Here is a 21,736-nt window from a genome sequence, read left to right as displayed (position 1 = left end):
TAACTATGCGTCAAAAATATATCGGGAACCATAACTATGAGATTCCCAATATCTTAAACCATCCGGCGGAATAAAACTCCCTGAGGCCGTCCATATGGGCGAACGCCTTGTCCCGGGGCATGTCATGGCGTACAGTCTCAAACATGCCGTTAAACAGCGCGCTTGATACGATATGGATCAGTTCATCATCAATGGGCCGAAGCTTATATCCGCTTTCATTCATCCGGTCAATCAATGCATGGCTGGCATTGGCCTCTATCTCCACCAGCTCGTCAATATAGTGCTCATACCGGGTGCCGGAGGAACAGCAGATAATAAGCTTAAATGCATCAAAATTGTCATAGACATGCTTCATCATCCAGATCTGCCCATTATCCGATATCTCCGGCAGGCCGGATAGCTGCTGTTCCAGAGGCAGTTGGGAAAAGGACTTTTGTATCTCGCGGTAGCGCTCCAACAGCTCTGCGGCCGGCTTTTCCACAAGCGCGCCAAACAGTTCTGCCTTATCCGTGTAATAACGGTAAATTGCCCCGGTAGTTACCCCCATGGAGGCTGCAATACTCCGCAGGTTCGCCCCCTGAAATCCACAGAGTAAAAATTCTTTTTTCCCCATTTCCAGCAGATCTGCCGCCAGCTTTTCGTTTACCAGTCTCATCCTGTCCTTACAATACCTCTCTAACTCAAAAAATAACGTTGCTATTTGATAACAACGTTATTTTATAACCTTCTCATTGGTTTGTCAATCGTGAATGTAAAAATACGTGGTTACTGAATTTTTTTCTCTTTACACAGTTCTCCACTTCAGTAAAAGTGCTGAATTAAGGATCACGATCACCGAACCTGCATTATGTACAAGGGCTCCTATCACAGGATTTAGGATTCCGGTCATTGCAAGGATAACGGCCACAACATTTAATGTCATGGAAAATGTAAGGTTGCATTTGATGGTAACCATCATCCGCTTTGCAAGGCGCAGAAGATGAGGCAGTTCCTTTATATCATCATTTACAAGGACGATATCCGCTGCGTCAACTGCAATATCGCTTCCAATTCCGCCCATTGCAATTCCAACATATGCTTTTTTCAGGGCAGGAGCATCGTTCACCCCGTCTCCCATCATGCAGACCTGCTTGTTCCGGTTCTGACATGTATGGATCCACTTTAATTTGTCCTCCGGGAGACAGTTAGCCTGCACATTGGTGATGTGAAGCTGCCCTGCGATATGCCTTGCTGTATTTTCATGATCCCCGGTGAGAAGCACGGGTGTGACGCCGGCCCTTTTTACTTCCTCAATGGTTTTAGCCGCGTCCCTGCGCAGTGTATCTGCAAGGGCGATAAACCCTGCCGCCTCTTTCCCAACTCCCAGGAAGATGACCGTACATCCATTGTCCAGGTATTGGTCCGCCTTTTCCAGTATCCTGTCTTCAATTCTTATATTTCGTTCGGAAAACAATTCCTGATTACCGGCAATGACCGCTTGCCCGTCTACCAGGGCGGCCACGCCGCGGCCCGGAAGCATTTGAAATTGTTCCGGCTGGGGAATCTCATTTTCATAGCTTATGCGGTAAGAATGGACCACTGCTTTTCCCAGGGGATGTTCTGATCGCTGTTCCGCACCGGCCGCGTACCTGTAAAGGGCATGTTCCGGAACTGCTTCTCTAAAACTATGTACCGCCACCACTTCCGGCTTTCCATTGGTAAGAGTGCCTGTTTTGTCAAATGTAAGATTGGAAATGGAAGCCAGCCGCTCCAGGGCATCCCCTTCCCGCACAAGAAAGCCATGCTTTGTGGCGTTCCCGATCGCTGCCATAATGGCCGTGGGCGTTGCCAGAACAAGGGCACAGGGGCAGAAAACAACCAGTATTGTTACCGCGCGTATGATCTCCCCGGTTGCCAGCCAGCTGACCATGGCCGCGGTCAGGGCAATGATGACGATCCAGGTTGCCCAGCGGTCGGCAATCCCCACGATCTTTGCCTTTCCCGCATCCGCTGACCGGACCAGACGGATCATGCGCTGAAGGGAACTGTCCTCCCCTACTTTTGCGGCCCTCATGTCAAAGGAACCGAACTGGTTTACCGTACCGCTGGACACCTCATCCCCTGCACGCTTATCAACGGGCAGCGACTCCCCTGTCATAACCGCCTGGTTGATGGAGGTCTGCCCTGACAGGATCACGCCGTCCACAGGGATGGTCTCTCCGGGCAAAACACGGAGCAAGTCCCCCACCCGTACCTGCTCCGCCGGTATGATCTGCTCTCCCGGTATTTCCTGAACCCCGGCGCTCTCCTGCCCCCCGGAGCCGGCGATCCTTCTTGCGGTTCTTGGCGTCAGATGAACCAGTTTTTCAATTCCCTCCCTTGCCCTGGCCACGGTCATATCTTCAAGCAGCGCTCCCAACTGCATGATAAAAGCCACCTCTCCGGCAGCAAAGTCCTCTCCTATTATAACGGAAGCGATCAATGCAATGGAGACTAATACATCTGCCTTGATGTCGAATTCCTTTGCCAATCCTATGACGGCTTCCAGGATGATGGGCAAGCCGCACAAAATAATTGCGATCCAGGCCATCTGGAAGGAAAATGGCTGAATCCCCAAAATACTTGCCGCCAGTGCAAAGCCGGAGATGGCCAGACATATGATATCCTTTTTCATTCCTCCCCATTCCAGCATCTTTTCTGTTTTTTCCAGCATTTTGTTTCTCCCTTCATCTTTTCCTGCGGGCCGGACTCCGGCTGATTTCCTCAACCCCCGCCCATATATACCCATATGGGTATATGTATATATTATACCTATGGGGGTATAGGTTGTCAACCAAAATAGTATTAATAAAAATCCATACCTTGGTTGACTCGGTTTGATATAAGTGCTATGATGGGCACAGTTCATCACAGGTATTTATATGTTCAAGGAGGTGAAACAATGGACGGCAAACCACGAAGTCGTAAAACTGTATTTAACATCTCATATAACAACATGAACCGGACCGGTTACGCTGGGTGCGGCTGGCCGTCTATTGCATTTTCACAAAGCTAAGACGGACCTGTCGTTTCTTTTGCGCCGCCTCTCGGGGTGGTTTTTTGTTGTTTTATGGGAACTCTATTATGGAAAGGAGTAATCCCAATGATATTTTTCAGAAAAAGAAACATGGAGATCCAACAGAAACAAACTGAAAGCGAGCAGCTTCTGCGCACATTTGCGTTCCTTGATTTAAAGGACCTATACCATCATTTTTCAGTCCCGGAATCGGGCCTGGATTCCCGGCAGGCAGCCCAGCGCCAGGAGACATACGGCAAAAATATGATCACAACAGATCAGAACAATACCACATTCCACCGTCTTCTGACATCTGTTATCAATCCCTTTAATATTGTTTTGCTGATTATTGCAGTCATAACTCTTTTTACAGACGTGGTCTATTCCCAGCACCCGGACTATGTGACCGTGTCCATTATTCTGTCACTGGTAGCAGTGTCAAGCCTGGTGGCATTTATCCAGGGGGAACGATCCAATTCAGCGGCGGAAAAACTTTCAAACATGATCTCCAACAAAGCGGATGTGCTGCGGGATGGGAAACAGGCGGAGATCCCCATGGAGGACATTGTTCCCGGAGATATCGTTCGGCTGTCGGCCGGCGATATGCTCCCGGCTGATATCCGCTTTCTGTGGGCCAAGGATGCCTTTGTGGCCCAGGGTCCCCTTACCGGTGAATCAAATCCCGTGGAAAAATATGCCCGGATTCCTTCCGCCAAAGAGGACGCGCTGACCGACCTTCAGGATATTGGTTTTATGGGGAGTAACATGGTAAGCGGCAGCGCCACAGGTATGGTGCTGGCAACAGGCAATGAGACTTACTTTGGCTCTATGGCAAAATCCCTTTCCGGCGACCGGGCAAAGAACAGCTTTGAACGGGGCGTGGATTCCGTCAGTTCCCTTTTGATCCGCTTAATGCTCGTGATGGTCCCCATCGTCCTGCTGATCAATGGTCTTACCAAGGGGGACTGGGGCGATGCGCTTTTATTTTCCATTACCATTGCAGTGGGTCTGACCCCGGAAATGCTGCCGGTGATCATGACCTCCACCCTGGCCAAGGGGGCGGTCCTCATGTCAAAGCACCAGGTCATCATAAAGACCCTGGGGGCCATTCAGACCTTTGGGGAAATGGATGTGCTCTGCACGGACAAAACCGGTACCCTGACTGAGGACAGGATTATTTTGGAAAAATATATGAATGCGTCCGGGGATGAGGACAACCGGATCCTGCGCCATGCGTTTCTCAACAGCTACTTTCAGACCGGCCTTAAAAACCTCCTTGACCTGGCTGTCATTAACAGGGCCCATGAAAACGGCATTGACCCGATCCTGCAAAATTATTCACGGCTGGACGAGATCCCCTTTGACTTTTCACGGCGCAGGATGAGTGTCCTGTTACAGGATGGACAAGGCAAACAGCAGCTTGTGACAAAAGGCGCAGTGGAGGAGATCCTGTCCATCTGTTCCTATGTGGAGTGGAACGGTGAACTGTCAAACCTGGACCAGGAGATTTTGCAAAAAGTACGGGCCGTATATGAGCGGCACAACAGGGACGGTCTCCGGATGATCGCCGTGGCCCAGAAAAATGACGTTCCCGCCGTGGAATTGCGTGTGGAGGATGAGCGTGATATGGTGCTCATCGGTTTTATAGGATTTCTCGATCCGCCAAAGGAGAGTGCCAAGGCAGCTGTCACCGCACTGTCCAGCCATGGGGTCCGTACCGTGGTCCTCACCGGGGACAACGAAGGTGTGGCGGTTAAAGTCTGCGGCAAAGTGGGCGTGGACGTGTCACATTATCTCACAGGAAGGGAAGTCGAGGCCATGGACAACGCTGCTTTGTCGGAGGCAGTGGAAAAATGCAGTCTTTTTGCCAAACTGTCCCCCTCCCAAAAAGCACGTGTGGTCCAGGCGATCCAGGCCAATGGCCACACCGTGGGTTACATGGGCGATGGGATCAACGATGCTCCGCCCTTACACCAGGCGGATGTGGGCATTTCCGTGGACACGGCTGTTGACATTGCCAAGGAGACAGCGGATATCATCCTGCTGAAAAAAGACCTGATGGTACTGGAGGAAGGCGTGGTGGCAGGGCGCAGGACCTTTGGAAATATTGTAAAATATATTAAAATGGCTGCCTCAGGCAACTTTGGCAACATCATTTCCGTGATCATTGCCTCCCTTTTCCTCCCCTTCCTGCCCATGCTGCCCGTTCAGATTCTGACCCAGAACCTGCTCTGCGATTTTTCACAGATGGGGATTCCATTTGACCATGTGGACCAGGATTATCTGTTGAAACCCAGAAAATGGGAAACCCGGTCCATCAAATCCTTTATGGCATTCATGGGACCCTTAAGTTCCGTGTTTGATATCCTGTGTTTTGCTGTTATGTGGAAGATCATGGGCGCTGATACAATGCAGCAGGCTCCCCTTTTCCAATGCGGATGGTTTGTGTTTGGAACCGTATCCCAGGTTTTAGTCATCCACATGATCCGAAGCGGTAAAATCCCCTTTGTGCAGAGCCTGGCGGCAAAACCGCTGCTTGTGTCCACCACCATGGTAGCATTTTCAGCATTACTGATCGGCTTCTCACCATTGGCATCCGGGCTGGATATGGCCGCCCTTCCCTTTAGGTTCCTTCCCTGGCTGATCCTCCTTCTTGTGGGTTACTGCGTTTCAACCCAACTGTGCAAACAGCTCTACATCCGGCATTTTGGCGAATGGCTGTGATCAAACCATAAAACAGGATATAAAAACGGCAGGGCTGGTCGGTTTCCAGATCCCTGCCGTTTCGTTTGATCTTACTGTATCCAGACTCCCTGCTCATTTACCGGGTATCCGTCCGGTGTCACGGTGTTCTTTAGCATCATTCCCTGCTTTGCACCGTCCTCCGTGTTAAAATAATACCACTTCCCATCGATTTGATGCCATCCGGTGTACATACTGTCCCATGGATCTGCTGGCGCCCATACCTGACACGGAGTAAATAATAGCAAAAAATCCAAAAAAGGGAGAGACTGTAAAAAGGTCAATCTATTAGATACAAATGTCAGCTGAAATTTTTCCAGAATCCGGCTCCTGTATGAAAACGGCCGAACACAAAGTCCACGGTAAATGCCAGACACTCCCGCACCATGTAATGGGGCAGCAGGATCCCGGAAAAAGGAGCCGCGATCCCGGTGACATCCTCCCCACCGGCAGCCCTTGCCGTCACCACTGCCCGGAACACATGAAAGTTGCTGGTTACAATCCCCACTTTCAGGTCCGTGCTGCCAATGATCTCATAGCTGTTCTTAATATTTTCCACCGTGGTGGTGGAATGTTCTTCTTTTATAATACGCGCCTCACTGATCCCGGATTCTCTCATCAGGCGGGCCATGCATTCCGCCTCGCTGATATCCTCCCCCGGGCCCTGCCCTCCGGACAGCACTGCCTTTGTGTCAGGATTTTCATTAAGGTAACGGATGGCAGTCTCTGTTCTGGACCGCAGGGCCGGGCTTGGCTCCTCCCCATAGACACCGGCTCCCAGAACAATGAGATAATGTAACCCCGGATCTCCCCGGGACACCACGCCGGTGAACACCATGGCCTCCACCACCCCAAAATACAGCAGCACAAAAGCCGCCAAAATACAGGCAGCCCTCCTGGATCTCCTGCCCTTAAACCATGTTCTGCCAGTCTGCGCCATTTTCCTGTCCAAAAATCCCAGGGCCATCAAAGCCACGCCGGCTGCCAGCCAGATCCAGAAAGCGGAAAGCTTAAAACTCCTGAGTATTCCTCCCAGGAGATAATAAAGGATACACAAACCGCCCGCTCCCAGCAGGAGCAGGGATCTCAATCGTATCCCCCCATTTCTTTTGTCTTTCATTTTTACTCCTTTTGTCACATCCATCTGAATGCTGCCTCCATTATATCATCTGGACCAAGGTAATCCCAGAGCGTATTTGTAAAAATGGGATTGCAATTCTTCCTCAGATATGTTAACATATCACATCTTTTCGCATAAAAATAATGTGTGTACTCCTGGAGATTCCGAGAGTACACATGTATCATTAGGAGAAACGTTTATGTATCCAAAAGGAATCATCATTGAATGCTGCTGCGTTTTACTGGGCACCAATCTGGGCAGTGTTATTAAAAACAGAGTACCGGTCCGTATCAAACAGCCCATGAATACCATCTTTGGTATTGCCGCCATTGCCATCGGCGTCACATCCCTGATCAGGCTTGAATCCCTGCCTGCTGTCATCATTGCCTTGATCCTTGGGGCTCTGATCGAGGAGGGGATTGATCTGGACCGCAATGCTGCCGTCCCTGGTGCTGATCTGGCCCTGTTCCTGGCTGTTTGGCCTGATGATGTGATTTCAACAGAAATGTGAAGTTCTTCCAATCACTTCATGGAAGCAGGCTGCAGGCTGCCATGTAGGCATACATGATAAGGGGCATTGACAATGCCGACAGCAGGGTGCTCAGGCATACGATTTTAACCGCATACCCGTAATCCTGAGCTCCCTTTTGGGCATATACCGCCACATTGGATCCCACCGGCGCTATGGCTGACAGCAGCAGGGCCATAGCCATGGCCTGATTATCAGGAAACATGAACCGAAGCACAACAACGGTGATGGCCGGTATCACCATCAGGCGCACCGCGGAACACTTCCATGCATTTTTATCACAAAGTATCTCCCTTATGGGCACATGCCCCAGGTAAACTCCCAGGATGATCATGGCTATGGGTGCATTCAGCCGGGCAATCGCACCCATACTGCTCTGTATCATGCTGGGCACCGGCAGCTGGAGCAGAAATATACACATTCCTGCCGCCAGTGCCGCTACCACCGGGCTCTTTGCCACTTCCTTCAGGGACACCGCCCTCCTGTCTCCTGACAGTATCATCTGCCCATAGGTCCATTGGAGCGCATTTAGGAGCGCGATCATTCCTGCCGCGCAGATCACTGCCTGTTCCCCAAGCGTGGCTGTTATAAGAGGGATTCCCATGAAACCTGCGTTTGAAAAAGCTGCGCCGAAATTGTCCACCGGCTTTTTTTTCAATAACAGATGTGAAACCATCATGGCTGCCGTCAGCACGGCTATGGCTCCGGCAAAGGACTGCTGGATCATCCTTATGTTCTTTGCGGACCGCTCCACACAGAAGGATTGAATGATGACGCAGGGCAGGATCACATACAGCAGCAGATGGGCCATGGATCTGCTTCCTTCCTGGGTTATAAGATTCTTCTTATACATCCACCAGCCGATAGCCATATAGAGAAACATTATGATGATCTGCCGGAGGATAATGGCTGCTGTCTCCATGGGCACCTCACTCCGTCCTTTTCACAAATGCCAGTTCCCGGTTCAGGAAATACGGCCTGTAGAAGGCAACCATGTCACTCATAGGCAGTACCTCCGCCGGTACCTGGATGTGCAGGACATCCTTTATGTAGTTCCTGCGCTCCATGAACACATGATAAAGCTGCGGATACGCCCTTTGCATCTCTGCCCTGAGTTCCCGGTCCGCCAGCACGATCCCGCTTTCACATCCGGCGCCTCCATATCCGGGCTTACCGGGAATGATATCGATCTGGAGCATCATGCCGCTTTTAAGTACTTCCTCTGAATCCTGGTAGATCGGGGATGACATCCACTCCTCATCCCCGGTCAGATGTCCTGGATTCAATGACCAGTTGTACGTTTCCTTTGGAAGCACATTCTGTATCTTCCGGTACAGCTCCCCTCCCGTCATTCCGATCCGTATTGACTCCAGCCACTGTATCACTGCTGCAAAATAAGGTCCTGCCAGCTGTTCCACATAATCCTGCACAGGCTTGGGCAGCTGTTCCCTTTTCTCCACCGCATAGCCTGCCCTGCTGCTCAGTCCTCCCTTATACCCCACGGTCAGGGAAACCTTGTCTCCCGCCTTTACTTTCCTGCTTCCAGGGTACAGGTTTCCATTCTCAAACCGTTCTCCGGCTGCCGCTATGGTGACCACACTGCACCGCTGCCCTGATGCGTTTAAAAAGGCTCCCAACTCCATCTCTGTCATCCCGGTCCGGATGTGCTCCAATGCATCAGCCATACAGTCTCCTGCAAGGGCTGCGCCGAATTCATAGTGGGCAATCTCATTTGCATTGTTGGTGGTCCGCACCCCATGGCTGCCTATGAACAGATGGGACACATTGGCCACCCGGGAACTCCCAACAATGGTTTTCACCGCCTCTGTCAGATAAGCGGGCAGATCCAGCAGCTTACGGTTATCTTCCACACGGCTGGTGAACATTTTCCAGCCAACCATTCCCACCCGCTGTCCGTGCAACAGCCCTGCGTCCGCAAAATATTCATGAATGGGCCTGTCGTCTTCCATGGGCTGGTTGGGAAGTGATAAAAACGGCACATGTATAAGGCCGGCCGGTATCCGGCTGTATCGGACCATTTTTGTATTTTCATTTCCCAGCATCAGGAAAGCGGTCCTGTCCCTGTGAAGTACCAGTATCCCCTCCTCAAAGCGGGGAAGAAACCCGGTCAGGTATTCAAAGTTGGAACCGTGCTCAAGGTCGCCATAGATCACCAGAACATCCAGGTTTTCCTGGTCCATTTTCCCTATCACCCGGTTCAGGCGTTCATCCATGGTGGCATCCGTCAATGCCACCGGTATCCGTTTCCCCCTTTTTGGCGGTTTCTCGACTCCTGTCAAACAATATCTTGTCATATGTCCAAACTCCCCTTATAAAATATCAGAATATTTTTCCAACTAAAGTCAGGATCCCATGGATGATGATGCTTACCACATTGTAATCCACTGCCGGGAAAGCTGACTGCGCCACCCCCATGCCTGCCAGGACCGGATACATCACAAGAGGCAGGAATGACAGTAATAATCCTGTCACAAAAGAACCTGCAATCGCCCCTCTCCATCCGCCTGTGGAATTGCCGAACACCCCCGCAGTCCCTCCCAGGAAAAAGCAGACATTGGCAGCCGGGATAAATACTACCGGCGCATTGGTGCTGGCCATGACAAATACAGCCATCAGGCTGGCAATGTATGCGGAAAGGAAACCCAGCATGACCGAGGTGGGCGCATAGGGAAATAAGGTGGGGCAGTCCAGAGCCGGCCTTGCATTGGGAATGATCTTTTCGGATATAGAGATAAATGCCGCTGTGATCTCTGCCAGAAACATCCTGACTCCGTACATAAGGACGTTCATACCTGCGGTAAATGTAACAGCCTGGATAAAAGGCCATACGATCCAGTGAACGGAGCCAGCCATCTCCTGGGTGGTCTGCTGTCCGGCCGCAAATGAGGCAATGTAGAACAGGATCAACATGATCACAGACATTCCAAGGGTAAAATCCTTAAAAAAAGATAACCATCCAGGAAGTTTCAGATCCTCTGTGGACTCATTCTCATATTTTGAAAAAAGCTTCCCGATGTAACCTGACAATGCGTAGGCACACATACTGAAATGACCAATGGCCATATCGTTGGATCCTGTAATTTTCCGCACAAACGGCTGGCAAAGTTCCGGCAAAAAGGCGGAAGCAAAACCAATGGAAATACCTCCCACAAGGATTGCAGCCGTATCACTGTATCCGTGGGATTTGATGACCAGGGCAAGCATCGCTCCGAACATAAATTGGATGCTGGTGAGAAATACTATGTTTTTGAACCTGGTAAACCTTGCAAATAGCAGGTTTGCCACAAAAGCCACTATGAAGGTTACGGACACCACATACCCATAGTTTTCCTTGGCAAGGGCCACCGCCGCCTCCGACATTGCCACCACCCCATTGATGTGGAATCCCACCTGAAACAGCGTGTTAAAGCTTTTGAGAACTCCTGTAATGGCGCTGCCTCCAAGGTTAAAGATCAAAAATCCGATCACTGTTTTTAAGGTTCCCTCAAACACCTTGGTCAAGGGCTTTTTCTGGAGCATCAGGCCTGCAAAAGCCACCACTCCAAGTATGATGGACGGTTCACTTAATATACTGATTACTACATTCATGGTTTTCCCCCTTCTCTTTACCCCTTTTACTTATCTTCTTTTGCTTTCAGGAACATCTGCATTTCTTTAAGAAGATTTGCCTTGTCCACTATGTTCTGGATCCCCACAATATACCGTTTCGGGTACTCGGCCTTTAACTCAGCCGCCACATCCGACAGCGTAAAAATCCCGTCTCCGTCAAATCCCGGCACCCCGTCAAGGTTCGTGTGTTCAATCTCAATGGGCAGCCCGTACTCTTCTATGACCTGATTCATTTTGATCTTTAAGATCAGGCTTGATCCCACTCCTGCCCTGCAGGCCACTAAAATCCGATACATGTTCTTCCTCCTTACTGATTAAAAAAATCGCATACCATACTGCTGTCCTCTGCCTGATCCAGCACTTCCAGGAATTCTTTCCTGCCCAAAAGTTCCGCGATCCTTGAGATGTTGTGCAGATGTTCTTCCCCATCCGCAGACGATAAGAAAATGATATATTTGACCGGATCGTTTTTATGTCCGAAACATACCGGATCTTTTAATGTGGTCAAAGAAACCGCATTTTCCAGCGCCCCGTATTCCGGTTTTGCATGGGGCAGAGCAACGTGTTTCATAATGATAAAATAAGGTCCCTCCTCTCTGGTCACCCTGACGATCTCGTCCACATACGCCTGCGTCACCTTATGTCTGCCAACCAGGGGACGGGCTGACTTTCTTATGGCATCCTCCCAGTCGGCCGCTTCAATATTCAGTTGAACTTCATCTCTTTCCAATGGTTTATGTGTCATGCTGCTGCTCCTTTCATGAGTCCAATATACGTTCTCCTGATAAAAAGTTCAATCTCCATTCATGACAGTTTTTGTCTGGTAGCCGCACAAAAATTGTCCTAATCAGTACCCCCGGCAACAGTGGTCATCTTTTATAATAAAGAAAAAAGCAAAGGAGATTTTTATATGGCGTTTAAAGAAATATGTGCAGCCGGATCCAGCTATGAGATGGGGCTGGCACATGGAAGCAAGGCAAAGGATATGGTTGCCGGTACGATTGATTACTACAGGCAAAAATTTGAACCGATCTGGAACTGCTCCTGGGCTGAGATCAAAGAATTTTCCAATCAGTATTATGACCTGATCCAGGCGGACTTTCCCCAATATATAGAGGAGATGAGGGGCATCTGCCATGGCTCCGGCCAGCAGTTTGATGACATTCTGGCAATCAACTGCCATTATGAGATCGCACGAAAAGGGGGACTGACGGAGCACAGCTGCAGTGTGATCGGGGTGGAGTCCGGCCGCAGCGCGGACGGCCGTACTTATATGGCGGAGAACTGGGATTACGGAGTTTTCCAGAAACATAACACCATTATACTAAAGCTCACTCTTCCAGATGATACCAGGATTTGTATGGTGACAGAAGCGGGAATTATTGGTAGAATGGGTTTTAACAGCAGCGGGATCGGATATTGCGGAAACACCCTGAAAAATGACCACGTGGGCCTAAAACTGCCCCTCCATCTGATGAAACGCCTGATCCTTGAACAGCACACCCTGGAGGATGTACGCAGAATGGTACACACCTTTGGAACGGGAAGCTCCTTTAACATACTGGCCGGTTCAAGCAGGGATGGAATATGCGATTTTGAAGTTGACAGCCGTCAGGCCACGGAACTTTTGCCCGCAAACGGTCTGATGCTCCACACCAATCATTTTCTTGCATCCGGCCTGAATACTGACAGGGAATATATAAAATACCTGAAAAATGAATCGGTCCTCAGATATGATTCACTGAAACAATCCCTGGAACATTTGGAAAGGATCAGCTTTCAGGACATCAAAAAAGCACTGGTACAGCACGGCAATCATCCCCAGGGAGTATGCACCCATGCCGACCAGGCACTGCCTGTAAGAAAGCAGTGGGCAACCATCTGTTCATTGGTCATGGATCTGACAGAACAGACCATGTATATATGTGAAGGAAATCCCTGCGGACATACCTACCTTGAAACAAAATTACCGTAAACATTTCACCCATGGCAGTCTCACTTGGAGGGAAAGATGAATAAAAACACGCTGTCCATCATTGAAAAGATAATCATAAACAGGGTATTAACCGTTCCCCAGCTTATGGGGGAAACCTCATTTACAAAAAGACAGATCGAATACCAGCTGGAATCCATCAACACCGTCCTGGCAGATTCCTACGGCGTGCCAAAGGACAGGCTCTTACAGGCCAGTCAGCCTGTATCCCCAGAGACGTTGGATTTGTTGGAAAAGATATTTCTAAACCAGATCCGGCATTATAATTTCGATCATGAAGAGCGGCAGTATTATATCTTCCTGGCGATCCTGTGCAACCAGGATTATCTCACCATCTTTCATCTCACAGATGAACTGTCAGTGAGCAAGACCACCATCCAGGCGGATATGAAAGACTTACGGAAGAATCTGGAATCCTACGAAATACGCATAGACAGTGACCGCGTATACGGATATACACTGTCCGGTTCCCCCTCCTCCTGCCTGAGTTTTCTGGTGAACGGAATCACCGGTGTCCATGGTCCCGTAATGGAACATTTTTTCAAAAAACACTCTATCCATGTGACAGACCATTACATAGGGACGATCCGCCGGATCGCAGGTACCTGCGGCATTTCCTTTGTTGAGAGCAGATTAAGGGAGTTTGTTTACATCCTGGTCATCCTTTCTGTCAGCAGGCAGTTTCCAAGCGGGAACCCCTTTAAACTTCCTGACTTTGTTTCCGAAAAAATGCCCCAGCTGAATGAATATAAATTTGCCGAGACGTTGCTGAAAGAACTGGGGCTTGATCTGGAAGAGGATAAAATAGAATATATCAGCGCATGGCTCATCGGCATCTCGGTATCGGACATTGAGAATGAGACACCGGACAAGTCCTATCTGGTGGAACTGCTGCGTCAGATGCTGATCCGCTTCCAGGCCTTAAGCGGTCTGCAGTATTCTGACCACAACAAGGCTTTGGCACAGCTCTATTCCCATTTCAGGCCTGCTTTTTACAGGAATCTGTATCATTTGCCCGTATCCAATCCTTTAACCCGGCAGATCCTGGAGCAGTATGCCGCCACCGCCACCCTGGTCAGGGAGACCATTAAGCCTTTAAACTATATCCTGTACTCCCCTTTTGCAGAGGACGAACTGGCCTATCTCACTGTCCATTTTGCAAGCTTTACCACGCAGAAAACCTATGGCAGCCCATACAGAAAACAAGGTGCCATAGTCTGTAACGCGGGCACCGGCTTTTCCGCCCTGCTGAAAAAACAGCTGGCCGGCTTGTTTCCTGAATTTGACTTTTTCTCCACCGGTTATGACGGACTCCGCCGTGAACTTCTCACCCAGACATGCCATGCTGTTTTTACAACTTCATTGGATTTTCAGCTGGAGGGCCTTGATATCCCTGTATTCTATGTGCCGTCCATTCTGAACAGCCAGGACAAATACCGTTTGTCCCAAAAGGTGTATCAAACATTTGAATCATTTGCCGATCCACTTCCTTCCGTACATGATCTGATCACCATTATTCATAAACATGCACAGATCCTATCCGAGGGAAAACTCAGAGGAGACCTGATCAGCTACTTTTCACAAAAAAACGGCCGGTCCTCTCCCTCCCGGCCGCTGTCCCTGTCGGACATGATCCGCCCTGCCCTGATCCAGACCAGGGCAGCTGCCCGGACAGCCGAAGAGGCCGTGCTTTTGTCAGCACAGCCTCTTCTCACCTGTAACTATATTACCCAAAACTATGTGGATTCTGTTATTGATACCTTTAAGAGCAGCCTACACCACACCGTGATCATGAAATCAGTTGCCCTGCCCCACGCAGCGCCTGACCGGGGTGTTCTAAAACCAGGAATATCCGTCACCGTCCTGGAACATCCTGTCATATTCAACGTGGAGAATTACGATCCCATCAGATACATTTTCTGTTTAAGCGCTGTTGATTATGAATCCCATCTATCAGCCATGGCCAGTCTGGTGGAATTTCTGGAGGACAAACAGTTTTATGAGATCCTGAACACCCAGAGCTGCTCCAATATATTCAACTATTTAATGGTGTACGGCTCCCGTTCTTCATGAAGTCTTTCATCCAGTAAAAGCTTTTTTTAGGATACCGTTTCAGGCTTCCCTTTCCTTTGTCGTCCATGTCCACGTAAACCCATCCGTACCGTTTCTTCATCTCTCCCGTGGACAGGCTTACCAGGTCAATGCCTCCCCACATGGTATAGCCCAGAACCGGTATCCCATCCAGCTCAACCGCATCCTTAATAGCCTTAAAATGGTCCTTCAGGTAATTGATCCTGTAATCATCTTCCACCCAGAAATCCTCATCCGGTTCATCTGCCATGCCCAGTCCATTTTCCACGATAAAAAGCGGCAGCTGATAGCGGTCCCAGAACTCATTGAGCACATAGCGAAGCCCCAGGGGATCGATGGTCCAGCCCCACGGTGTGGCCTCCAGATAGGGGTTGGGATCAAAGGAGAGCACATTCATCTTAAGCTCACTGTCCGCCGTACAGGTGGTGGAACGGTACATGCTGAAACTGATGTAATCAATGGTCCCCTGGCTCAGGATCTCTTTATCCCCTGGCTCAATGACCAGCTCTACTCCGTTATCCTTAAAAAAATCCGCCTGCCAGACAGGGTATTCCCCCCGAGCCATGACATCGATATAAAACAGGGTACGGCGGCGTATGGTCATCTGTGCAAACACATCCTGGGGCCTGCAGGTCCTGGCATAGACCGGGCTGGCGGCATACATGGCGCCAAACAGCGCGCCGGGCATCATCTCATGTCCCAGCTTAACAGCCAGTGCAGATGCCACAAACATATGATGGGCACACTGATAGGTGGCTGCCATGGTACAGTCCGTGGTTCCCAGATGGCTGTAACCATTGAGGGGGAGGATGAGGATCTGGCCGCCATGGAACTGGAGGCTTTTTTTCGCCGATTTCTTTAATTCTTAACGTCTCTCCTTCTCCCTATCATATGCCTGAATATAAACAAAATTATCGTTTTTACGCTCCATCCTGTACTCAGGGTCCAGAACAGCTTCAATGAACTCTCGTCCTCCTGATTCCACTGCCACAACGTTCATCCCCAGTTCCCGCTCCACATCCTCCACAGTCAGGTCGTCTAAGAAAACCTGTTCCCCCATCCGAAGCATGTTGGAGGGGATCTGCAGCACATCTCCCAGATACTCTCCCCTGTCCTTGCGCTCTTTCAGCTGCTTGATCAGGTCCTGCCCTGTGATCAGACCGGACACCGTTATGGTTTCCCCAAAGAAATCATTGCGGATAGAGAAAACATGGATGGTAAGCATTGGAAATGCCTCCATGAGCTGAGCTGCAAACTCACAAATGGTGGGGTATGTCAGCTTTCCGGTTGCAATGGTCAGGGTACGACTTACCGCCCCTTTAAGGGCGCTGTATTCCGAACTCCCTGTAACATCACTTAGGGCTTCCCGGAACTCATTGATGAACAAACGCATCATGCCAACGCCATTCTCCAGCTGGATATAGCCGTCATACCGGTCTTCCTCCGGAAACTCCCTTTCTGCTGTTATATACCACTCGTCACTGGCATGGATAAAGTGAAGCCCATACTGCCGGTAATACCCCTCCTGGAAGCTTTCTATCAGATCAATGATCTCCCCTGCCTCCTCCTTGGTGTACAGCCCAATGGGAAATAATCCCTCCCTATATTTTGTGATACCTGCCGGAACCACGGAAACGCTTCTTAAAAACGGAAGATATTCAGCCAGGTCACGGATGGAGCGCTCCAGCTCCGATCCGTCATTTACACCTTTGCAGCACACAATCTGCCCGTTCATCTCCACATGGCCATCGTACAGCATTTTCAGATATTTCAATTTTTCCCCTGCAAAGCGGTTATGGAGCATCTTGCATCTAAGCTCCGGATTTGTCGTCTGGACAGAAATATTAATGGGTGCCAACTGCATCCGTATAATCCGCTCTATGTCCTTCTCCTTCATATTGGTCAGGGTGATATAGTTGCCCTGCAGAAAAGATAGACGGGAATCATCATCCTTAAAATACAATGTATCCCGCATTCCGGGCGGCATCTGGTCAATGAAACAGAAAATGCATTGATTGCTGCAAGAACGGTAATCACTCATCAGGCTATTCTCAAACTCCACGCCCAGGTCATCATCATACTCCTTGTCGATCTCCAGAAGCCACTCCTCTCCGTCCGGTTTTCGGATGACCACCTCAACATACTCATCTTTGATCATGTACCTGTAGTCAAATACGTCCTCTATTTCCTCATTATTAATCAAAAGTAGTGTATCTCCCGGTTCAATCTCCATCTCCTCTGCGATCGAATCAGGATACACTTCTTTTATGATATGTCCGCTCTTCTTTTTCATCCAATTGTACTCCCTGTTCCAGCTGACGCCATTCCTTTATGTTCGTATCCGAATATAACAAAGATGATGCCGGCTGTCAAGGGGCATGGGCTGGGTTCCCGGGTTAGAGAATTTAATTGTAGCCTTATCCTCAAGCTTTATTGCCGCTGATTCATCTATAGGATTACAGCCTCCGGTTGTCGCTCTCTACAGCAGCCCCGCTGATTCAAAGATATTCCTCAGTGCTGTCCTCTTTTCATCTGTTAAGGACTGGAGAGGTCTTCTTACATGACCTCCCTTATATCCCATCAGGTCACAGCCATATTTAAGTCCGGCAATGCCATATGTACCTGTCACCGCGCCGTTGACCGGGAACATCCTCTGATAGAGAACCCTGGCCCCTTCCCAGTCTCCCCCGTCAAACAGTTCCTGGATCTTAACACATTCGTCCGGGCAGCAATTGGCCAACGCGTGGACACCTGCCTTTATTCCCAGAGTCAATGCCGGATACCATGCGCCGGCAGTGCCCACCATTACGTTAAATGAATCCGGTGTCACTCTTTTATAAGCAGCCAGCTGAAGTACATTTCCCGAACTGTCCTTCATTCCAAGAATGTTGGGATGAGATGCAAGTTTCTGTACCGCATCCGCCTCAATATTTACGTGTGTAAACTTAGGAACATTGTACAACAGTACAGGGATATCCACGTGGTCCGCCACCTGGGTAAAATAATCGATCAGTGCATTGCTGTCCATACTGCTTCCGAAAAAGCAGGGGGTAAGGATCAGAGCGCTCTGCGCCCCCAGGCTGGCTGCACGGTTAGTAAGTTCAATCGTCTGGCGTATGGATTCCAGTCCGGTCCCTGCCATAACAAATTTATCGTCTGCTGCATGTTCTACTGTCAGCCGTATCAGTTCTTCCTTCTCCTGCCTGTTTAAATAACAGGTTTCACTGTTGGAGCCTAATACCAGATAACCGGTTAACCCCGTATTGTTCCATTTTTCAATATTGTGTACAAATGCATCATAGTCCACATCCCCATTTTCCTTAAAAGGTGTAACCATCGGCGGGATCACTCCCTTAAATTGAAAATTACTCATCTTTTTTACCTCCATCAAGTTTTAAATCACACTGATCACCCAGGCACAAAGCAGTCCGGTACCTGCCAGCACCACGTTTTGGGCAACGCAAAGGGTCTTAAGGGTTGTCTTTGTATCATAGCCAAAGAATTCAGCAAACACCCAGAAAAAGCTGTTATTCACATGGGAGCCGCAATGAGAACCGGCTGAGATCGATATAAATGCTGCGATCGGGCTCATAAGCCCTGCTTCGATCAAAGGAATGGAGAGGGAAGCGCCCAACAGGGCTGCTACCGAACCAGAACCCTGGGCAAATTTAGACAATGCAGTGATCAGAAACGGAATCAGGATCACTGGTAAAAAGCTTGCCGCCAGCGCATCTGCGAACATCTGTCCCGCCCCTGTGGCATCCACCACCTTTGCCAATGCACCGCCGGCTGCCGTGATGAAGATAACTGGGCCGGCTGTTTTTAGCGCGTCCCCAATTGCTCCAAAGGTCTCTCCTTCAGGAAGTTTTTTCTTCAGGAGAAGGATCGCTGAGATAATGCCGATCACTAGTGCGATATTCTTATCCCCTACAAAACCGGTAAAGGCAAGCACCGGTGATTCCTTCGCCAAAGCCATCCCGCAGATTGAATTTACTACGATCAAGATGATCGGAATCAGGATTGGCAGAATCGCCTCTATAAATGACGGCATCTGTGATTCTTCCACACTGGCTGCCACCGCCTCCTTCTTACCCGTGTCATCTGTGCTGGTAAAATAGCCGGCAGGCTTCTTATCCAAAAACAGCATGCAGAACAATCCGGCTGTTACTGTGGATATTGCAGCTACCACCAAACCGTATGCAATGGATGTCCCCACATCCAATCCGATGACCGCTGCCACAGCCAGGGGCGCAGGCGTTGGGGCAACATAAGCATTGGTACATAAAAGGGCACAGGCTGTCAGGGTTGCAAAGACACAGATCACCCTTCCGGTCTTTCTGGAGACTGCCTTAATAATAGGAGAAAGCATGATAAGTGCAACATCCGAAAATACCGGAATGGATACAAGATATCCTGTTGCTGCCAGTGCAACACCGGCGTTCTTTTCACCTGTGACTTTTAAAAGTGAAGTTGCAATCCTCTGGCATGAATTGGATTTCTCCAGATAGGTCCCAAGGATGGTCCCAAATATGATGACAAGACCTATGCTTTTACATGTATTTCCAAAACCTCCTGTCAATGCATTGATCGTTTCTGATGACCCGACACCACAGCCCATACCAATGATCAGGCCTCCTAAAAGCATGCTCATAAACGGACCAAGTTTGGTCTTGATCATCAGAAACAGCATAACTGCCAGCCCTAATAAAAATACTATCATTGTTTGCACGGTAAACCCCTCCCATTATTTTATTTTTCCCTATATAACCATACCGCTCCTTCATCCGCTCCTGAAACCATGGAGCGGAATGCCTTTACAACCCCTTTTGCCGGATGATCCGGCCTCCTTACACGCTTAAGCCGGTCACTGATCTCTTCCTGTGTAAGCTCCACATTAATGGATCTGTTATCCAGGTCAATAGTTATGATATCCCCGTCTTCAACTGCAGCAATGGGACCTCCTTCCCATGCCTCCGGTGTGATGTGGCCCACACACGGCCCCCTGGTCGCACCGGAAAATCTTCCATCCGTTATCATTGCCACTGATGTGTGAAGCCCCATTCCCACCAGCATGGCCGCCGGTATGGAAAGTTCCCGCATTCCCGGCCCGCCTTTAGGGCCCTCGTAGCGGATCACAAGAACGCTCCCCGGCCGGATGGTCTTATGGACCATATAATCCCTTAGATCCTCCTCTGAATCAAAGCATACCGCCGGTCCCCTGTGAAAGAACATGGACGGCTCCACACCGCTTTTCTTTACCACACATCCTTTAGGAGCAAGGTTTCCTGTAAGGACGGCAAAGCATCCATCAGGATACAGCGGATCATCAGCATCGTGAATGATCGCTTTATCCACCTTCCTGTTGAATTTATCCAGATACTCTTTTAAAGTACCTCCCGTGGCAAGCTTTTCGTCTAAATTCAGGTAATCCTTTATACTCTTTAAGGTTGCCCCCACACCGCCGGCTTTATAATAATCGTAAATGCTATATTGGGATGAAGGCTTAAACTTTGCTATACACGGCACATCCTTTTGTATCTCATCAAACCGTTTCATATCCAGGTTCAGATCCATGGTTTTGGCAATTGCACACACATGAAGCTGCGCATTGCTGGAACCGCCGGTTGCCGATATATGGCGCAGACCATTGATCAGGGAATTCTCCGTTACAATGTGGGAAAATGTCACTCCTTCTTTTGTCAATGCCACGATCCGTTCCCCCACATCCCTGGCCTGTTTATATTTTGCCGCAGAACAGTACAGCATTGTGGTGGAATCCATGGGTGACAGACCAATGACTTCTGAAAATACCCCCATTGTATTGGCGGTTCCATACATGGAACAGGTCCCGCAGGAAAAACATATATTTTCCTTCAATACAGTAAATGTATCCTCTGATATGGAACCCACATTTCTCTCACCGATGGACTCCTTCAGATCAGGGGTTACGTATGTCCTCTCCTCCCCCTCGTAAGGCAGCATGGAGCCGGCGGTAAGGAACATACAGGGTTTATTCAGGGAAGCGGCAGCCATCAACATACCTGGGACGATTTTATCACATGAGCACAAAAACACCAGGCCGTCAAAGGAATTTGCATTGACCATCGCCTCTACGGAACCGGCTATCAACTCCCTTTGAGGCAATATGTAATGCATTCCTTCCCCATGGGACATCCCGTCACAGGGAGCCGGAACATTAAACTCAGCCGGGGCACCGCCTGCGCACCAAATACCTTCTTTTACATATTTAACAAGTTCCCCCAACGGCTTGTGGCCCGGATTCACATCCGTATAGGAATTGACAATCCCAATGATCGGTTTACGCAGGTCCTCCGTCCGATAACCACAAGAATTCATAAGACCTACATAATATGCTTCTTGGGGATCATCTACACGTGAACATTTCCATTTTTCCATTATTCCTCTCCTCTACTTATCAAAACTGACCATATTATCTATTGTACAGCGCTGTTTTATTTACATATTTATTATATTTCATTCATTTATAAATGAAAAACAGTTAAATAGACACTAGTACACAAGATATTTCTTGTGTACTCCATCTTAATATGCTATTCTGGTTATCAGAAGGGGGAA

At 49.2% G+C, this 21,736-nt stretch carries 18 protein-coding genes; 4 read left to right on the top strand and 14 right to left on the bottom strand.

Annotation, left to right across the window (positions count from 1 at the left end):
• Positions 1 to 34: 34 nt before the first annotated feature.
• Together CLFS41_RS26245 and CLFS41_RS26240 are read right to left on the bottom strand one after the other, a co-directional pair.
• On the bottom strand, positions 35 to 655 hold the full coding sequence (locus tag CLFS41_RS26245) for a TetR/AcrR family transcriptional regulator (protein ID WP_040415456.1): 621 nt from the start codon (positions 653 to 655) through the stop codon (positions 35 to 37).
• Between the two features lie 129 nt (positions 656 to 784).
• Positions 785 to 2,692, bottom strand: coding sequence for a cation-translocating P-type ATPase (locus tag CLFS41_RS26240; RefSeq protein WP_045094008.1), 1,908 nt, complete (start codon positions 2,690 to 2,692; stop codon positions 785 to 787).
• 429 nt (positions 2,693 to 3,121) lie between these two features.
• On the opposite strand from CLFS41_RS26240, the gene mgtA reads away from it, so the two are divergent.
• Complete coding sequence (gene mgtA / locus CLFS41_RS26235) at positions 3,122 to 5,758, top strand: magnesium-translocating P-type ATPase (protein ID WP_045094007.1); 2,637 nt, start codon at positions 3,122 to 3,124, stop codon at positions 5,756 to 5,758.
• Between the two features lie 71 nt (positions 5,759 to 5,829).
• Here the strand turns inward: mgtA and CLFS41_RS29645 are convergent, their stop codons facing one another.
• Entirely contained in the window at positions 5,830 to 5,970 is a 141-nt protein-coding gene (locus tag CLFS41_RS29645; RefSeq protein ID WP_082082698.1) for a hypothetical protein, read from the bottom strand.
• 107 nt (positions 5,971 to 6,077) lie between these two features.
• A complete protein-coding gene (locus CLFS41_RS26230; protein ID WP_161797515.1) occupies positions 6,078 to 6,896 on the bottom strand; it encodes a YdcF family protein in 819 nt (272 codons plus the stop codon).
• Between the two features lie 199 nt (positions 6,897 to 7,095).
• Here CLFS41_RS26230 and CLFS41_RS26225 point away from each other — a divergent pair, with 199 nt between their 5' ends.
• Positions 7,096 to 7,407: a DUF554 family protein gene (locus CLFS41_RS26225; protein WP_045094006.1), complete on the top strand. Its 312-nt coding sequence runs from the start codon at positions 7,096 to 7,098 to the stop codon at positions 7,405 to 7,407.
• Positions 7,408 to 7,423: 16 nt separating this feature from the next.
• On the opposite strand, the gene CLFS41_RS26220 is transcribed toward CLFS41_RS26225, so the two are convergent.
• The 5 genes from CLFS41_RS26220 to CLFS41_RS26200 are packed head-to-tail and all read right to left on the bottom strand — an operon-like array spanning position 7,424 to position 11,800.
• The gene (locus CLFS41_RS26220) at positions 7,424 to 8,347 is read right to left on the bottom strand and encodes an AEC family transporter (RefSeq protein ID WP_045094037.1); all 924 of its coding nucleotides are present in this window, start codon (positions 8,345 to 8,347) and stop codon (positions 7,424 to 7,426) included.
• A gap of 7 nt (positions 8,348 to 8,354) precedes the next feature.
• On the bottom strand, positions 8,355 to 9,740 hold the full coding sequence (locus CLFS41_RS26215; RefSeq protein ID WP_045094005.1) for an aminopeptidase P family protein: 1,386 nt from the start codon (positions 9,738 to 9,740) through the stop codon (positions 8,355 to 8,357).
• 25 nt (positions 9,741 to 9,765) lie between these two features.
• Positions 9,766 to 11,034 (bottom strand): PTS ascorbate transporter subunit IIC, encoded by a 1,269-nt coding sequence (locus CLFS41_RS26210; RefSeq protein ID WP_045094004.1) that lies wholly within the window; start codon positions 11,032 to 11,034, stop codon positions 9,766 to 9,768.
• 26 nt (positions 11,035 to 11,060) lie between these two features.
• Positions 11,061 to 11,351: a PTS sugar transporter subunit IIB gene (locus CLFS41_RS26205; protein ID WP_045094003.1), complete on the bottom strand. Its 291-nt coding sequence runs from the start codon at positions 11,349 to 11,351 to the stop codon at positions 11,061 to 11,063.
• A gap of 11 nt (positions 11,352 to 11,362) precedes the next feature.
• Entirely contained in the window at positions 11,363 to 11,800 is a 438-nt protein-coding gene (locus tag CLFS41_RS26200; RefSeq protein ID WP_045094002.1) for a PTS sugar transporter subunit IIA, read from the bottom strand.
• 165 nt (positions 11,801 to 11,965) lie between these two features.
• Between CLFS41_RS26200 and CLFS41_RS26195 the strand changes: the two genes are divergently transcribed.
• Together CLFS41_RS26195 and CLFS41_RS26190 are read left to right on the top strand one after the other, a co-directional pair.
• Positions 11,966 to 13,030 (top strand): C45 family peptidase, encoded by a 1,065-nt coding sequence (locus tag CLFS41_RS26195; RefSeq protein WP_045094001.1) that lies wholly within the window; start codon positions 11,966 to 11,968, stop codon positions 13,028 to 13,030.
• A 36-nt stretch (positions 13,031 to 13,066) separates the two neighbouring features.
• Positions 13,067 to 15,121, top strand: a complete 2,055-nt coding sequence (locus tag CLFS41_RS26190; protein WP_045094000.1) for a PTS sugar transporter subunit IIA — start codon at positions 13,067 to 13,069, stop codon at positions 15,119 to 15,121.
• Here CLFS41_RS26190 and CLFS41_RS26185 read toward each other — a convergent pair.
• The 5 genes from CLFS41_RS26185 to ilvD form a co-directional block, all read right to left on the bottom strand.
• Positions 15,084 to 15,902, bottom strand: a complete 819-nt coding sequence (locus CLFS41_RS26185; RefSeq protein WP_242856922.1) for a family 1 glycosylhydrolase — start codon at positions 15,900 to 15,902, stop codon at positions 15,084 to 15,086. The two genes, CLFS41_RS26190 and CLFS41_RS26185, sit on opposite strands and share 38 nt — an antisense overlap.
• Positions 15,903 to 16,004: 102 nt before the next feature.
• Positions 16,005 to 17,432: a DUF512 domain-containing protein gene (locus CLFS41_RS26180; RefSeq protein WP_045093999.1), complete on the bottom strand. Its 1,428-nt coding sequence runs from the start codon at positions 17,430 to 17,432 to the stop codon at positions 16,005 to 16,007.
• 186 nt (positions 17,433 to 17,618) lie between these two features.
• Positions 17,619 to 18,512 carry a dihydrodipicolinate synthase family protein gene (locus CLFS41_RS26175; protein WP_045093998.1) on the bottom strand — a complete coding sequence of 298 codons (894 nt, stop codon included), beginning with the start codon at positions 18,510 to 18,512 and terminating at the stop codon, positions 17,619 to 17,621.
• A gap of 21 nt (positions 18,513 to 18,533) precedes the next feature.
• Positions 18,534 to 19,859: a GntP family permease gene (locus tag CLFS41_RS26170; RefSeq protein ID WP_045093997.1), complete on the bottom strand. Its 1,326-nt coding sequence runs from the start codon at positions 19,857 to 19,859 to the stop codon at positions 18,534 to 18,536.
• 29 nt (positions 19,860 to 19,888) lie between these two features.
• Positions 19,889 to 21,556: a dihydroxy-acid dehydratase gene (ilvD, locus tag CLFS41_RS26165; protein WP_045093996.1), complete on the bottom strand. Its 1,668-nt coding sequence runs from the start codon at positions 21,554 to 21,556 to the stop codon at positions 19,889 to 19,891.
• Positions 21,557 to 21,736 lie beyond the last annotated feature (180 nt).

The sequence above is a fragment of the Clostridium sp. FS41 genome, from assembly GCF_000954015.1.
In the GTDB taxonomy this organism is placed as follows: domain Bacteria; phylum Bacillota; class Clostridia; order Lachnospirales; family Lachnospiraceae; genus Enterocloster; species Enterocloster citroniae.
Note: the sequence above shows the minus strand (reverse complement) of the source record. Positions and strands in the feature narration are given on the sequence as shown.